This is a genomic window from Geobacter sp. PheSNFMC (assembly GCF_059620965.1).
The window spans coordinates 1-14,602 of record NZ_JCAMRN010000086.1 but is presented as its reverse complement, the minus strand read 5'-3'; the positions used below and the strand labels follow the sequence as shown (position 1 = coordinate 14,602).

General features: G+C 60.0%; 21 protein-coding genes and 1 other RNA gene. 19 read left to right on the top strand and 3 right to left on the bottom strand.

All coding sequences use genetic code 11. The annotated features are described in order from the left end of the window. Nucleotides 1–590: 590 nt before the first annotated feature. Together AC6CDK_RS16065 and AC6CDK_RS16060 are read left to right on the top strand one after the other, a co-directional pair. Nucleotides 591–1,847, top strand: a complete 1,257-nt coding sequence (locus AC6CDK_RS16065; RefSeq protein WP_039644585.1) for a metallophosphoesterase family protein — start codon at nt 591–593, stop codon at nt 1,845–1,847. Next, the gene (locus AC6CDK_RS16060) at nt 1,847–4,288 is read left to right on the top strand and encodes an AAA family ATPase (protein ID WP_192905807.1); all 2,442 of its coding nucleotides are present in this window, start codon (nt 1,847–1,849) and stop codon (nt 4,286–4,288) included. The genes AC6CDK_RS16065 and AC6CDK_RS16060 overlap by 1 nt, the downstream gene beginning before the upstream one ends. Before the next feature lie 205 nt (nt 4,289–4,493). On the opposite strand, the gene AC6CDK_RS16055 is transcribed toward AC6CDK_RS16060, so the two are convergent. Beyond that, entirely contained in the window at nt 4,494–5,099 is a 606-nt protein-coding gene (locus tag AC6CDK_RS16055; protein WP_192905806.1) for a hypothetical protein, read from the bottom strand. 12 nt (nt 5,100–5,111) lie between these two features. Continuing rightward, a complete protein-coding gene (locus AC6CDK_RS16050) occupies nt 5,112–5,492 on the bottom strand; it encodes a helix-turn-helix domain-containing protein (protein WP_192905805.1) in 381 nt (126 codons plus the stop codon). Nucleotides 5,493–5,792: 300 nt separating this feature from the next. On the opposite strand from AC6CDK_RS16050, the gene AC6CDK_RS16045 reads away from it, so the two are divergent. After that, a complete protein-coding gene (locus AC6CDK_RS16045) occupies nt 5,793–6,020 on the top strand; it encodes a helix-turn-helix domain-containing protein (protein ID WP_192905804.1) in 228 nt (75 codons plus the stop codon). Between the two features lie 77 nt (nt 6,021–6,097). Here the strand turns inward: AC6CDK_RS16045 and AC6CDK_RS16040 are convergent, their stop codons facing one another. After that, nucleotides 6,098–6,625 (bottom strand): hypothetical protein, encoded by a 528-nt coding sequence (locus AC6CDK_RS16040; protein WP_192905803.1) that lies wholly within the window; start codon nt 6,623–6,625, stop codon nt 6,098–6,100. An 84-nt stretch (nt 6,626–6,709) separates the two neighbouring features. Here AC6CDK_RS16040 and AC6CDK_RS16035 point away from each other — a divergent pair, with 84 nt between their 5' ends. The 16 genes from AC6CDK_RS16035 to AC6CDK_RS15960 all read left to right on the top strand — a co-directional run. Next, nucleotides 6,710–6,982 carry a hypothetical protein gene (locus tag AC6CDK_RS16035; RefSeq protein ID WP_192905802.1) on the top strand — a complete coding sequence of 91 codons (273 nt, stop codon included), beginning with the start codon at nt 6,710–6,712 and terminating at the stop codon, nt 6,980–6,982. Continuing rightward, complete coding sequence (locus AC6CDK_RS16030; RefSeq protein WP_192905801.1) at nt 6,973–9,291, top strand: Mu transposase C-terminal domain-containing protein; 2,319 nt, start codon at nt 6,973–6,975, stop codon at nt 9,289–9,291. The genes AC6CDK_RS16035 and AC6CDK_RS16030 overlap by 10 nt, the downstream gene beginning before the upstream one ends. 78 nt (nt 9,292–9,369) lie before the next feature. Further along, nucleotides 9,370–10,152, top strand: a complete 783-nt coding sequence (locus AC6CDK_RS16025; protein ID WP_192905800.1) for an AAA family ATPase — start codon at nt 9,370–9,372, stop codon at nt 10,150–10,152. A gap of 25 nt (nt 10,153–10,177) precedes the next feature. Beyond that, entirely contained in the window at nt 10,178–10,609 is a 432-nt protein-coding gene (locus AC6CDK_RS16020) for a hypothetical protein (protein WP_192905799.1), read from the top strand. After that, nucleotides 10,596–10,940 carry an XRE family transcriptional regulator gene (locus AC6CDK_RS16015; protein WP_192905798.1) on the top strand — a complete coding sequence of 115 codons (345 nt, stop codon included), beginning with the start codon at nt 10,596–10,598 and terminating at the stop codon, nt 10,938–10,940. The genes AC6CDK_RS16020 and AC6CDK_RS16015 overlap by 14 nt, the downstream gene beginning before the upstream one ends. A gap of 2 nt (nt 10,941–10,942) precedes the next feature. Then, nucleotides 10,943–11,092, top strand: coding sequence for a hypothetical protein (locus tag AC6CDK_RS16010; RefSeq protein WP_192905797.1), 150 nt, complete (start codon nt 10,943–10,945; stop codon nt 11,090–11,092). 78 nt (nt 11,093–11,170) lie between these two features. Continuing rightward, complete coding sequence (locus tag AC6CDK_RS16005) at nt 11,171–11,752, top strand: DUF3164 family protein (RefSeq protein ID WP_264158262.1); 582 nt, start codon at nt 11,171–11,173, stop codon at nt 11,750–11,752. Nucleotides 11,753–11,764: 12 nt separating this feature from the next. Further along, on the top strand, nt 11,765–12,037 hold the full coding sequence (locus AC6CDK_RS16000) for a hypothetical protein (RefSeq protein WP_192905795.1): 273 nt from the start codon (nt 11,765–11,767) through the stop codon (nt 12,035–12,037). Further along, the gene (locus tag AC6CDK_RS15995; protein WP_192905794.1) at nt 12,034–12,192 is read left to right on the top strand and encodes a hypothetical protein; all 159 of its coding nucleotides are present in this window, start codon (nt 12,034–12,036) and stop codon (nt 12,190–12,192) included. The genes AC6CDK_RS16000 and AC6CDK_RS15995 overlap by 4 nt, the downstream gene beginning before the upstream one ends. A gap of 19 nt (nt 12,193–12,211) precedes the next feature. Then, nucleotides 12,212–12,418, top strand: coding sequence for a hypothetical protein (locus AC6CDK_RS15990; RefSeq protein WP_192905793.1), 207 nt, complete (start codon nt 12,212–12,214; stop codon nt 12,416–12,418). Between the two features lie 2 nt (nt 12,419–12,420). Beyond that, nucleotides 12,421–12,485: hammerhead ribozyme type II (locus tag AC6CDK_RS15985), an RNA gene on the top strand. After that, nucleotides 12,472–12,807, top strand: a complete 336-nt coding sequence (locus AC6CDK_RS15980; protein ID WP_496639913.1) for a hypothetical protein — start codon at nt 12,472–12,474, stop codon at nt 12,805–12,807. Before AC6CDK_RS15985 ends, AC6CDK_RS15980 begins: the two co-directional genes overlap by 14 nt. Then, nucleotides 12,804–13,196, top strand: coding sequence for a hypothetical protein (locus AC6CDK_RS15975; RefSeq protein WP_192905791.1), 393 nt, complete (start codon nt 12,804–12,806; stop codon nt 13,194–13,196). Before AC6CDK_RS15980 ends, AC6CDK_RS15975 begins: the two co-directional genes overlap by 4 nt. 198 nt (nt 13,197–13,394) lie before the next feature. Next, nucleotides 13,395–14,093, top strand: coding sequence for a gp16 family protein (locus AC6CDK_RS15970; protein ID WP_192905790.1), 699 nt, complete (start codon nt 13,395–13,397; stop codon nt 14,091–14,093). Next, nucleotides 14,080–14,259, top strand: coding sequence for a hypothetical protein (locus tag AC6CDK_RS15965; RefSeq protein ID WP_192905789.1), 180 nt, complete (start codon nt 14,080–14,082; stop codon nt 14,257–14,259). The genes AC6CDK_RS15970 and AC6CDK_RS15965 overlap by 14 nt, the downstream gene beginning before the upstream one ends. Further along, nucleotides 14,256–14,602: HI_1489 N-terminal domain-containing protein (locus AC6CDK_RS15960; protein WP_496639912.1), on the top strand; the 347-nt coding region annotated here is incomplete at its 3' end. The genes AC6CDK_RS15965 and AC6CDK_RS15960, both read left to right, overlap by 4 nt.

The following is a 14,602-nucleotide window of genomic DNA, read 5'->3' as shown; positions in this document are numbered from 1 at the left end:
GGAAGCTCCTCCGAGCTGTCCTTTTGTGGCTTTTCAAAGAGCGGTTCAGAGGCATCACTGACGACATTACGGCCCTGATTGAGAGATTCAACCGGCTGTATCAACCTGTCTCAGGGTGATTTGAGACTTTTTCAGGCACGACTATAGTAACGTCCTTCGTTCTTGTCTCCAGGCCTGACGCCAGGGAAAACTGTGTTGATGACAAGATTCACGGGTGATTATGTATGGGCAGTGTAAAGACCGGTATAGGCAGGTTTAGGCCATTGTGGCCGCTGCAGTCGGCTTAGCGTACGATTTTTTCCGTTTTCTGAAGCGGCCCCAACTGTATTGAAACAATTTCAGGTGTGGGTACGAGTCGAAGCTCTGGGCCTGAAGCTGGAGTGAATCGTTTTAAGCTTACCATAAGCTGCGAGAGCTATCCTTACCGCCTCCTGCCTGATTCGTGTCCTAAGCTGGAGTGGCAGTCGATCAACGAAGTCTGGTTCAATGTTCAAGGGAGCGGCTTCTGAACCGGAAAGACTCAACCCGACTTTGCCCTTGAACAATGCCGTCGGTTAACTGTATGTTGACGCTAAAAGGACACAAGCAGCATGACAAGATGCCGTTTCCTCCACACCGCCGACATCCACCTCGGCAAAACCTACCGCACCTCCACCGGCGAGGCTGAACGCTACGAAGACTTCTTCCGCATGCTCGGCAGCATTGTGTCCGGCGCCATCACGGAGAGGGTCAATTTTGTCCTCATCGCCGGCGACCTGTTCCACACCGGCCAGATCCTCCCCCGAACCTTCGCCCGCACCATCGAGATACTTCAGCCGCTCAAAGACGCCCGCATCCCTTGCATTGCCGTGGAGGGCAACCACGACTGGATTCACCGCCGCGACAGCATCTCCTGGATGGAGGCCCTGTCGCAGATGGGGTACATCCACCTGCTGCGCCCCAGCCGCACCGAGACCGGCGGCTACCGCTTTGATACCTTCGATTACGAGCAGGGGATGGGTGGCCACATCGAGGTCAACGGGCTAAACATCTACGGCCTTGGCTACATCGGCACCCAGGCCGGCGCCCATGTAGCACGCATCTGCGATGCTATCACCACCACGAACAACATCCTCCTCTTCCATGTGGGGGTCTGGACCTACTCACCGGTGGAGATCGGCAACATGAAACCGGAAGAAGCGATCCCCCTGGCCGATGTCTTCGACTACGTGGCCCTGGGCCACGGCCATAAACCCTATATCATCGCCACCCCCGAAGGCCGTCCCTACGCCTTCAATCCCGGCTCCCCCGAATGCGTCAACTTCGGCGAGGAAAAATACGACAAGGGGTATTACCTGGTTACCGTGGAGGATGGTGTCTTCACCCACGAGTTCCGCCCGACCAGTCCCCGCCCCATGCTGGTGACCACCATTGACCTGGATGGTGCCGGAGATGCGGAAGCAGCCCTGGCACGGTTCCGCAACGAGGTTGCCGCAAAGATCGCATCGTTCAGCGATGACCGCCAGCCGCTCCTGGAGGTCAAGCTCACCGGCCGGGTCGGCTTCCACCCCTTCGAACTGGGGCGGGAACGGCTTCGTCTGGCCCTTGAGGAGATCTGCAACCCTCTCCATGTGGAGATCAAGAACCACCTCTCCCTGGTCACTGCCGGCGGTGGCGCAGAATCCGAGAAGAAGAGCCTCGCCGAGATCGAGCGGGAGGTGCTCAGGGAGTTGATATCCGCCAAGAGCGAGTACAAGGGGCGGGAGGATGAACTGGTGCGGCTTTCCCTGGCGATCCGCGACCAGGTGCTCAAGGGGGAGACGGACGGCGAAGAGTTGCTGGGTCTTCTGATGCGGGAGCCTGCCTGATGCGGATACTCTCCATCCATCTGAAGAACATAAAATCCCACCGCGACACGGAGCTTACCTTCTCCGCCGGGATCAACGTCCTTTCCGGCCCCAACGGCGTCGGCAAGAGCACGGTGTTCGAGGCGATCGGCTACGCCCTGTTCGGGGTGGACGCCCGGGACTTCGTCTCCAACGTGGACCGGTTTCTCTCCATCGGTACCAAGAAGGGAGAGATCGCCGTCACCTTCAGCACCGACGCCAACGAGACCTGGCGGGTGACCCGCACCGTCGGCACCCCGACCAAGTGGCTTCTGGCCAAAGCGCAGGGTGGAGCCTTCGAGGTGGAGGAGCACGCCCGGCTCGAAGAGACCGAAGCCCGCATTGCCGAACTCCTCGGGCTCAATAACGGCCGGCCCCTGGCGGAGCAGTTCAAGCTGGTAATCGGCCCGTTCCAGAACGAATTCCTCGGCCCCTTCGTCATCAAACAGCCCACCAAACGCCAGGAGGCATTCGACGAGATCCTCGGCATCGATGCCTGGCGTAAGACCTACAAGAGCACCAGCGCGCTCCTCTCCGCTGTGCAGGAAAAGATCAAGATTATCGCCGTGGAGATCGAGGCGAAAGAAGCCCAGGTTGTGGTCCTGCCCGAGCGTGAAGATGAGCTGGCAAAAATAAAGACCGATGCCGAGGCACTCCGGAAAGTCCTTTCATCACAAACGGATGCCCTGCGGGACGTGGAGAAACAGCTTATCGAGCTCGATGGCCAGGAAAAAGGAATCGCCGCGCTCCAGGCCGAGATCCAGATCCTTGCCAACCGCATCACTGATGGCGAGGGCAAGATCAGGGATCAGAGGCAACGGGTAGGGGAGGCGGAGAAGGCCGGCGGGGTTCTGGATCAGACGCGTCCAGGCAAGGAGGCTTTCGAACGGGCCGAGTCGCGGCTGGCGGAGTTGGTGAGTAAGGACAAACAGCGTCGAGAGGTCGAGAAGGACGTTGCCCGCCTTGAAAATGAGACCCAGCGCCTGACCCAGGCAGTCGAACATGAGCAGAAGGAGATAGAAGGGGAGGGGCGCCGCCTCAATGAGGAAGAGGACGCCCTTGCCAAGGCCCGGAGCGAACTCAAGCCGGACCGGATGGTGGTGGACACGGCTGGCCGACTGTCAGGACTTCGCGACGAGGTCAATGGCGTTCGCTCGGAAAAGGGACTCTTGGAAGGGCGCCGTATCGGACTTCTGGAGGGGCAGGAGAAGCTCGGCGAAGGGTCGTGCCCCTTTTTCAAGGAGCCTTGCCGGAACGTGGCCGGAACCACGCCGAAAGACGTGTTCACCACGAGGATTGCCGCGCTTGACCGGAAGATGCAGGCACTCACCGAGGCCTTGGGCAAACTGTCCGTAGAGGTGGCTGACGCCGAGGCGGCCGAGAAGCAGCTTGCCGCCCTGGCAGTCCGGAGCCGGGAACTGGACAAGCAGGCGACGGCCCTGGCTGAACGCCGCGCCAGAAATGAGAAGCGCGCCGCGACGTTGTTGGCACTGTCAACGCAACAGGCCGAAGCGGCCGCCCGGGCAAAAGTTCGCAAGGAAGATCTTCAGGTTTTTGTCGGCCTCGACCGCGAGATTGAAAATGCAACTGCGGAGCGGGGCCGGTTCCAGGCCGACCGCGATGCCTACCATGCCCACGAAAAGGATGCCCTGGATCTGGATAACCGGCGCCAGACCCTGGAAAAGATGCTCCGACTCCTGGAAGAGTTGCAGAAGCACCTCATCGGGAAGAAAGAAGAACTTGCCCGGCTTCAGGAAATCTATAACCCGGACCGGCACAAGGATGCCCGTGACCAGAAAGACCGCCTGGTAGCGCAAGTCGCCTCGCTGGCCCAGCAGATCGAGAATCTGGAGAAGGACCAAAAGCGCCTTGAGGATGAAATCGGCAAACTGAAGCTGCTTAAAGACGAGATCGCACGGAAACAGTCCGAACGGAATTCCTTCGAGCTGAAAGAGAAACTCGTCAAGTTCCTCCGCAACCAGGTCTTCAAGAACGTCTCAGCCCAACTCTCGGAGCGGTTCCGGGAGGAAATCAGCCTCCGCGCTGACCGGATCTACCGCACCATTGCCGAGACCGATGAGGAACTGGTCTGGGGCGAGAACTACCAGATCGTCCTTCGGGACATGGCGGACGGCGTTGTCCGCGAACGGAGTGACGACCAGCTCTCCGGCGGCCAGACCATGAGCGCCGTGGTAGCACTGCGGTTGGCGCTGCTTCAGACCATCGGCGCCCGGATCGCGTTCTTCGACGAGCCAACGTCGAATCTTGACGCTTCCAGGCGGGAAAACCTCGCCACTGCCTTCCGCGCCATCGACGTCGGTCGGGAAGAGGTTACCGAGCACTGGTACGACCAGCTATTCCTCATCAGCCATGATGTGGCCTTTACCGAGATTACGGATCAGATGATTCAACTGGGCGAGTGATCTCGGTGATCATGCAAGCGTAACCTGTTAGGAAGGAATCAGTAAGGCACTGTAAATATTCAGGGTGGACTTGTGGAAGTGTGTGAAATTTTGTGGAAAAGTTGGTGAGAGCTTGTGGGGAGAGGGGAGGTGCTGATTTGGCACTCCCCTTTGTAATTGTAAAGATTTTGCGCGCGGTTTGGCACTGCGTTGGAGGTGGGAGGAGTTACATCGACATAATTATGTTGTACAGCTTTTTGAGGTTCTGCTCGCCAAGTTTCGTCAAGGAGATGATCTGAACACCGAGTCGATCACGAACGAGAGCATATACCTCGCCCTTGGACATCCCAAGGGATCGGGCCTTGGCCCAGATCGCTTTATAGTGTTCATTTCGCCATAATGTATTGTCGTTTCGCCGCAGTTTCGGGCGCATGATGGCTATCTGCTGGGTCAGCCATGCAATGGCATGCTCACCCAGGTGAGCCGGTATAGCTTGATAATTCGGGACGTTGTACTGGTTCTTCAGTTTACTCCACCATTTGGCGTACGCCTTGCCACGATCTTTCCCGGCCTTCTCTTCGATCTCGGTGGCCTTTTCCACCAGCTTCTGCAGCTTCCTGGCCTGAGCAGCGCTAATGTGCTCCGGCCCAGGGGTGAACTCGTTGCGTATTGTCTCCCTCTTATTTATATATATGTCGCCGCCGGCCTGGACGTTGTTGTTTCCCACGATGCTTAGGGTTGGCTTTGCCGTCGTCGTTTTTCGGGTCTTCCTCTTTTCAACTTCCTTCAGTAAATCAATAACTTTAGCTTTCTTCTCATCTTTACCCGACACGTGATTCCTCCATTACACAGCAAGTTTTACTAGTCGGATCACCGTGGCCTTGTCCACGGCCTTCTCCTCTTCCCCGCAGAATATGTCATAGAGTGCCGCCACCAGCTGGGCCTTCTTGGCGGGTTTGAGGCGCCCCTTTACCTGATCCAGGTACTCCTCCACCGCCTCCAGCACCGCCTGCAGCAGTTCCTCATCCAGGGGTGGAGAGGTGCCCGAGGTATCTCCCCGCTTCATTGGGCCTTCGCCGGTCAGCAGCCACGTGGGGTTGATGTCGGGGAAGGCGGTCAAGACTTTGTTGAGTTCCTCTATGTTTGGCTTCCCTTTTTCGGACTCAAACCTCACCACCGTATTCTTGTGGACGTCAAGGATCTTTGCAAACTCCTCTTGCAACATCGACCCTCTCACCAATTTTAGTCTCTGACCATAGCCCATAGCAGGTTCCGATTTTTCGGATTAGGCTAAAAGCAAAAATCGGAACTTTTGCACTTACCAGACCACTCGGTTCCGTTTTTTGTTTTTAGCAAACATCTCAACTACTTAAAAACAAGACAAATATTATCCAGTTCCGATTTTACAAAAATAAAAATCGGAACTATTTTTTGTGATTGACACACCAAAAATTGTGATTTATATCTGTTGTCACGAAGCGCCAACAAGACACCATGCGCGACAGAGTGAAAGAGAGGTGGTTACATGACAGCAACCAAACCCCCGAAAAAACCCGTCGAGAGACGGGTGTGGATCAAGGCTCAACTGGAGCTGCGGAAGTCATCGTTCGCGGAGATCGCCCGGGAGCTGGGGGTCAGTCGCCAGACGGTCCGTAAGGCCCTGGACATGAGTTATCCCAAGATGGAGCGGGCAATTGCCGTAAAGCTGGGTATGCCGCCAGAGGCCATCTGGCCCGAGCGTTATGCAGCATAAGTATGCTGCATAACAATGCAGAAACGAATAGTAGCGCATTGTTAATGGTTGTTCAACCGGGAATAACGGGGTCTGCTTTAGTAGGCGTCCCATTTAGAGGTCTTGCGTACCCTGATAGGGGCGATAGAGGGAGGTTTGTCACCGTGATCGATAATCTCGGCAGCACAGGCAAGGCATTTGAGTATCGCCCCCTGCGGGGCATAGCCGGACTTCTGCAGGATGGCGCGCCGCCCCGCCTCATAGCACGCGGGGCAGATTTTATGTGCCGGCGTCTGATCTCCATCTACCGACAGATACAGATATGCACAGGACCCGCCCCCAAGGTCCGCAAGCTGGTAGCGGCTCTTTATCTCCTCCCACTCCTGCCTTTTACGCAGCTGGTCGCGAAGCTCCTGGGTCTCGCGCTTCAGCTCACTGTTTTCGTTCTGGAGAGCAGAAACACGCGCCTGAAGGTCGAGAAGCTGCTGATTGAGGCCGAAGGCCACACTGTGGAGCTCAAGGGTCTTGGCGGCCACGGCCGCGTCGCGGCTGGTCCCGACCACAGCCATGGCAAGGTCAACAACGGTCTTGATGCCTGAGGTTACTGCGGAGAATTCAGCAAACATGGGGCACCTCCCAGGGTGAGATGCCCGGAGAATAGCACAGAAGGCGGAAGGGGTGAAGCTGCCATGAAGCAGGGAGAGTTTTCCATGATAACCGGATACCGGACCAGCGTCGAGCGCTGCCTTGCCACACAACGCTGCTCCTCGTGCGGGCTGGATTTCGTCGCCGATACACTGATCGGCTGCGTCGAGGCGGGAGTCACCCCCATCTGCGGCTATTGCCGCGAAGCCGCCGAGGAGGTGGCGGGCGAGAGTGAGCTGTCGGAGCTTCTGGCTGACGGGGAGCTGAGGCTCTACTTCGAAACCGTGCGAGAGATCAACCAGATGCTTGACGGTGAGTGGACGGGGACATGGAGCTGAACGCCACCATTAGCCAGATCGCCCAGGCGCTGGGCAAGTCTGATCGAGCCATCCGTAAGCGCCGAGATGGTCAAGGATGGATCCCCGTCAACGACAAGGGCGTGGATCGCTTCGCCATTGATCGGATCGGGCTGTCAGCGCAGGAAGTCGCCGCCATCAAGAAATACCTGAGGAATGGCACCGGGAAGAACCTTCCCGCAAAAAGTGTGGACAAAGCTCTTGCCGCAGTCCTGGCGGAGCAGCCCGCGCCAGCCGCCCCTCCCGTGGTCCGCCCCGACACCGCCGTGGCCGTGGCCGCGCCCAAGGACCTGCCGGCCCTCACAGAGCTGAAAAAGTGGCAGCGCGAAACCATGGAGGCCCGAATATTTTTCTTGCGCTTGATCGAACGGGCGGTTGCCGAGGGGATGACGCTTAGGGCCGCGCTGCAGACCATCGTGGGCCAGGCAAAGAACGGCGCCCTGCCGGAACAGGCGGCCCGGCTGGTCCCGCTCGCCAACAAGCGCAGCGGCAAGGACGCCAGAGCACGCTCCCTGTCGTACGACGGCATGATGAAGTGGTGGTGCGCCTGGAACAAGCACGGCAAGGCCCCCGCGGCTCTGGCCCCGAAAGACGTGGAAAAACTCTCACCCAAAGCGCTCGCCGAATGGGTGCGCGATTATCCTGCCGGCCGCCCCGACAAGGCAGCCCTGATCCCCGGCATTCCGGCCTGGCTGCCGTACTTCCTGGACGAATACCGCACCCCGCAAAAGCACTCCGTGGCCGAAGTCCACCGCACGCTTCTGCGGACGCTGCCACCCGGCATCCCGCGCCCCTCCTACGACCAGATTTCACGGCTCGTGGAGAAGATCCCCGAGACCTATCTGCAGAAGGGGCGGATGACCGGCGCCGAGTACAAGAGCATCTTGGGCTACGCCGAGCGCGACGCGAGCATGTACGACCCGCTCACCATCTGCCAGATCGATGGGCACAGCTTCAAGGCCTACGTGGCCCACCCCACCACCGGCGCCCACTTCCACCCCGAGGTCTGCGGCGTCATCTGCCTGACCACCAAGATGCTCGTGGGGTGGTCGTGGGGGCTTGCTGAGAGCTCCCGCACCGTCGCCGATGCCTATCGCCACGCCTGCACGGTGAGCGAAGCGAAGCCCTGGGGCGGCGTGCCCGCGATCCTAGAGGCAGACCGGGGTGCGGGCAATATGGCCGGGGTTAACTCCGACGAGTATTTCGGCCTGTTCAGCCGGATCGGCACCACGTTCATTCCGCCCGAGCGGGGTGGCAACCCCCAGGGGCATGGCGCCGTCGAGCGGAGCAACCAGAGCATCTGGATCCGGGCCGCCAAAAAACTCCCCACCTATACCGGTAAGGACATGGATCGGGGCGTGCGAAAACGCATCTACACGCGGCTTGAGAGAGACTTGGCCGCAGCCAGGCGCGAAGGGCGAGTGGGGATGGTGGCACGGACATCAGAACTGCTTTTGTCCAAAGACGAATTCACCGAGTTTCTGCTCCAGTGGGCCATTGAGTACAACAACACGCCCCATTCGGCGTTGCCCCGGATTACCGCGCCGCATCCCCTCGACCCCACCGGCAAGGCCCTGCGGCGCTACATGACTCCCTTCGAGGCATGGGCCAAGCGGATAAATGAGGGGTGGCAGCCAACTCTGTACGCCGGGGAAATGCTCGAACATCTCTTTATGCCTCACGAGCGGATCACCGTAAAGCGCGAGAAGTTCACCCTGCACGGCAACGTCTATCACGCCTACGAGTTGTGCCAGTGGCACAACCGCGACATGATCGCCGCCTACGACATCCACGACGCCAGCCGGGTCTGGGTGCTCGACCAGGATGAACGGCCGGTCTGCGTGGCCCAGTGGCAGGGCAACCGCCGTCATGCTCGTCCGGTGCCGGTAGTGGAAAAGGCGATCATGGACCGCGAGGCCCGCCAGAGCACCAACTTGGAGAAAAAGCTGGAGATGGTGCAGGCTGCGGCCCGGCCCGCAATCGAGACCGCCCCGACCGTCATCGAGCTACCGCCCGAGGTGATCGCCTACGAGGAAAAAGAGGCCCAGCGGGAGCGGCAGAAGGTCGTGAGCCTGGACGAGTCCCGGAAACTCCGCGACATCAGCACCCCCACGGACGTCTATTACATGATCCTCGACCGGATCAAAGCCGGCGCCGCCACGCCGTATCAGATCCAGTGGAAAAAGGACTTCGAGTATTGGGATGAGACCCGCAAGAAGATAGGGCTCCTGTTGACCGACCCCTACTGCTTCGACGATCCGGACGAACAACCTGAGCGGGAGAGCAAATAAAAAAGCCGCCGGTATCGCGAGTACCGGCGGCTTTCAGACCCCTTTACGGGGAATTCAAGAACAGGAGGAACATAGCAGATGAGGCACCACACCGTAAAGACCAAAGATGTTCGGAAATTCGATCAGGCGAACGACGATCTCCTGAACACCGAGGGGATTGAGCGAATGGGCATCCTGTGTGGCCACCCGGGCACCGGCAAAACCACGGCGCTCATGCTCATGGCGAACAAATACGACGCCGTATTTGTCCGGGCATCGGCCTGCAGCACCATCACCACCATCCTGGGCGACCTCTGCGAATCGCTCGGTTACGTGGGGAAAAACGGCCGGCGCATGCAGCGGCGCGACGATATGTACCGCTACATCTGCCAGCACCTGGTTGAGGACGCCGAGACCGGCCGGGCGCTGGCCCCCAGGCCGATCTTCATTGACGAGGCCGACTACTGCCTGCGGCACCTCGACGTGCTCGACATCCTGCGCGATATCTACGACTCCACCAGCTGCCCGACCATCCTGATCGGCATGGAGAACATCGCCCGCACTATCCAGGAGAACGGCCGGTTCGCCCGCCGGATCAGCCAGTGGATCGAGTTCGAGGGGCTGGATCTGGAGGACACCACCCTGGTCGCCCAGGAGCTGTGCGAGATAGAGGTGATGCCTGATCTCATCGAGTACATCCACGCCGAAACGGTCGGCAACATCGGCCGCACCAAGATCGGGCTCGATAAAGTCGAGCGCTGGGCGCGCGCCAACCGTAAGGACAGCGTATCCCTGGCTGAATGGGGAGAGCGCCCCCTGTATTACGACCAGTCACTGTTCGGGAAGGATTCGAAACGGCCGGGACCCAAGGGGCGCCGGTAACTGACGATAGGAGAGCGGAGTGGGGATGGAGAGAAAGCGCTACAGCGCGGAATACCTGCGCAGATGCATATGGAGATGTCTGGATATATCGGTATCGGCCACCATCCCCGACATGGTGGCCGGGATCGAGGGGATTGGCTTTGACAGCGTCAAGAAAGCGTTGCGGCAACTGGAGATCCACGGATACGTGGTGAAATCCGTCGGCAAGAGGGGAGGGCACCGATTGTACGTCAAGGGGCGGAGAGTAGCGGTTTTGCCCGTCGTTTGCGGGTGTTGCAAGGGCGCCTTTGCCACTAAAACCTGTGATCCGCTCCAAAGAGAGAGAGAAAGAGAGAAAGAGAGAGAGCGCATGCGGCCGAGCAACAATGCGGATTGGCACCGAGTGCCCGATGAGCTGAAAACCCGACTGGAGCGCCAATTGAACAATGTGTCGGAGGTGCCCGATGACGCAGTCTGACCGACTGGCGCTGCTGGAGAGACTAATCCAGGAGCGAAACGATAAGAGCGGCAAGGGGGGGGCGGCTTCAGTCGCCCGCGAGTTCGGGGTATCGGATTCGCTGGTAAGCGGGGTCCGTAAGGGTAATTACCCGGGCGATGCCGAGGGGTTCCTGGAGCGGGTCGCCGAGCGCTACGGCCGAGAGGTGGTGTGGTGCCCGGCCTGCCACGAGGAGATCGCCCTGGGGCGCTGTGCCGAGAACAGACGTCGGCCGCTCGTAGCTACCAACCCGTGGCTGCGACAACTGTGGCGGGCCTGCCGCCAGTGTGAAACATCACGAGAGGAGGTTTAATCATGATGAAACGGATGTTCAAGCGGGTCGTAAAACACCTTGAGAATCGGCGGAAATTCAACAGGATGAAACGCTGGATGCGTGAGCGCGCCTACCCCGGCCGGCTCGTCGTGGGGCTCTGCAACAGCGGGGCGTTGAGGCTATATCGTTAACCGGGCCGAGGGGTCCGCAACTGAAAGGAGAAGGGGCAACAGACGATGGCAGACAACAAAGCAGTTCCGGAAGGGTACATGGTAGACGCGCAGGGGCGCTTGTGGCCCATCGGGTCGATCAAACCGGTGGATCTCGCCAGGAATGAACTCGTTCTCGAGAACATGAAAAAAGCCACGGCCATGTCCGAGTCACTGGCCCAATTCAAGGGTTCCGTCATGGCAGACATCGAGGCGTTCTGCGAGCTCTCCGCCGAGAAATACGGCGCCCAGCTCGGAGGCAAAAAGGGGAACGTTACCCTCTATTCCTTCGATGGCCGCTACAAGATGATCCGCTCCATAGATGACTTCATCACCTTTGATGAGCGTCTTCAGGCCGCCAAGGTCCTCATTGACGATTGTCTGAAACGCTGGTCCGAGGGGAGCGACGCCAACCTGCGCACCATCGTCAACGATGCGTTCCAGGTCGACAAAGCCGGCCGCATCAACACCAATCGGGTCCTTGGGCTTCGTCGGATCGACATCCAGGACGAAACGTGGCAGAGGGCCATGGAGGCGATCAGCGAGAGCGTGCAGGTGATCAGCTCAAAGGCGTACGTCAGGTTCTACGAGCGGCAGCCGGACGGCAGCTACCGCCAGCTTAATCTCAACATCGCGGCATAAAAGGGGGGGGCGATGGGTGTCCATGAGAGTTACGAACAGATCAAAAACGACAGGGCCGCAGCCTTCCACGGCCGGCGCTACTACTACAACACCCCTGGCGACGGCCGCCGGATCATCGGTGTCACCAAAGGTCTGGGCGGCGACTACATCGTCGCCTGGATCCGGGACAACGGCGCCCGCCGGGCCGTGAGGAGTCAGAAGCTCCCCGCCGACCCCAACCCGGACCGCCTGCAGTGGAAACTCGATGTCTGGGCCACCGGGCGGGATCTGGAGGAGGCGCCATGACCGCTCGGGAGTTGCGGGACCAGCTGACCGTACTGGTCGATGCCGGCCACGGGGGTGAGGAGGTGTTTCTCGACACCGGCCCACACGGCCTCCACGTGATCGGCGCAGTCGACCTGGATACGGATGGAGTCGGAGTCATTATCTGGAAGGAGTGATTGAAGGGGGGCAACTACAGTGAATGTAAGGGTTTACGACGAAAAGAGGGGGGTAACGCTTCAGGGCCTGATCACGTATGACGCGGAGCTCGTCCCCTACACGAACAAGCTCACCGGGGATGACGACCCCATGATCGTATTTGCGCCGGGTCGCTTCATCCACATGAGCACGTGCAGGCGGTACGGGTGGGTGGTGAGGGATGAGCAGGGACAGGTTGTGTCTTGATCATGCGAAACAGGGCTTCGGCCCTGTCGTCCGGAGGTGGCGCTCCGGGCCTGATGAGCAGCCAGGGAAACCGCGTGCAAAACACATCAAAAAAACAGAGCGGCAAACAAAAACGCACGCACATGACCGGGGATGAGCTGACCCGGATCCAGGCCGAACTCCTCTTCGCGCCCCGCGATATGTGCCGCGTTCTGATGCTGAATCGTCGCACCTATCAGGACTACAAGGCCGGCCGCCGGGGCATCCCCCGGGACGTGGCGGATTTGGCCCGCGAGATCCTGCGCCGGAATCGCGAATTCATGGCCCGCCTCCCGGCATTGATCCATGCGGCCGTTGAGCGTGATTTTCCAGGCGGGGTAATACCATCCGCCGGAAGGGATGAAGAATGAGAACAATCACAGAACCCTGCTACGTCGACGCATTGCCGACCCCTGACCGCACTCCGGCCCCTGCCGCCGAGCTTGAGCGGGGCCTCTTGCAACACGGCGAGTGCCGGCGCCTGAGCGCTCGAATCTCCATGACCCAGTGTCGGTACAACCGTGCCCAGGGGCGCTCCGTCTGCGCTGGGTGCCCCGGCCTGACGCCGCCTGCCATAGTGCCGGCCGCCCCGGCTGACGGCATATCTCTCCATTTCAGCGGAGAGAACGCAGACGTCATCCGGCGATTTGCAACCGGATCCCGGAGCGATGGTCACGACCCGGCCGATGATCTGGCCACCGTGATCGACCTGTTCATGGCAGGCCGCCTGCGGCTGGTCACGCGGCGCACAAAGTCCTGATGCACTGCGGCGAGTGCAAGTACATGGGGTGGCGGGGTCTTAAGAGCTGGTGCCGCCACCCGGATCACCCGCTGCCGATCAGGAAGTGGCCGGGTCGCTGCCCTGAATTCGTCGACCAGGAGCGCAAGGTCATGCCGCACGAATCGGCGCCCTGGCCCGACCCGGTTGATTTGAGAGACGTTAAAGAGGAGTTGCACAATGGGTAAATCTGCCCGCAAACCGTCCGCGCATGACAGATTCCGTGCCGCCGAGATCGCGAAGATCCACATCGCGAAGAGCCAACTGAACCTCTCCGAGGATATTTACCGGGACATCATTCGCGAGGCGAGCCGCGGCAAAACTGAATCCGCCGCCGATCTCGACTGGCGTGGCCGCGCCGCCGTCCTAGAGCGGTTCAAGGAGTTGGGGTGGAAGTCCCGGCACGCAGGAAAGGCTCCTGGCAGGCCGTCACGCCCCCTGGCCGATTACCCCGAGGCGCGGATGATTCGCGGCCTCTGGATCGAGCTGCACCAGCTCTGCCGGGCCGGTGCGGCGAAGGGCGTGCGCAACCCGTCCGAAAAGGCTCTGAGCGGCTTCGTCAAGCGTCAGACCGGCGTTGAAGACCTGGAGTGGTTGCGGCGGCGCGGCCGGGTCGACCACGTCATTGAGGCTCTCAAGGCATGGCTCGACCGCTCCCGCCAGGAATGCTTCCTGGCATGGCTGGCCACGTATTCGGAGCAACCCCTGCCGGACGCGCTTAAGGCCCTGCTGATTCATTTCGCCTGCTCTCACAGTACCGGCGCCGTGCCGGAGGAGGGATTCCGGCCCGTGCTCGGCGAGGCGGGGTGGTACATCTATGCGGCCTATGCGGAGTATCTGCAAACCATCGTCAAGGGGGTCACAAATGACCGTCGGTGAATTGCTGGACATGTTCGAGGAGAAGGTCCGGCTCGGCGAGATCAGCCGGCTGGACAACATTCTGGTGGAGTCGGAGAGTGGCTATCTGGCGAACTGCGTGGATTTGAGAAAGCTTAACAGCTGCAACGCCGTTATCACCATCGACGAAGAGCTCGACTGCGAATGATCCTCCACTGCCCCTTGTGCCACGGTCAATTCAGCATCGAGGCCCTGATCCAGGATCAGGCGGGCCGGGATCTGCTGGTGCTTATGGCCCAGAATGGCGCCATTGGCCCGCAGCTGCTCCAGTACCTGACCCTATTCCGCAGCCAGAAACGGGCGCTGGCGTTCGACCGGGCGCTCCGGCTGGCACGGGAGGTTCTGGAAATTCCGGCCGCGCCGGAGCACCTGGCGGCAGCCATGGCCGAGACCGTCGAGGCCCTGCGTGGCAGGGGCGGCAAGCCGCTTAAAAATCACAATTACCTGAAGCGGGTCCTGGAGAGTCAGCCCCAGGTCGCAATGCCGGCCGC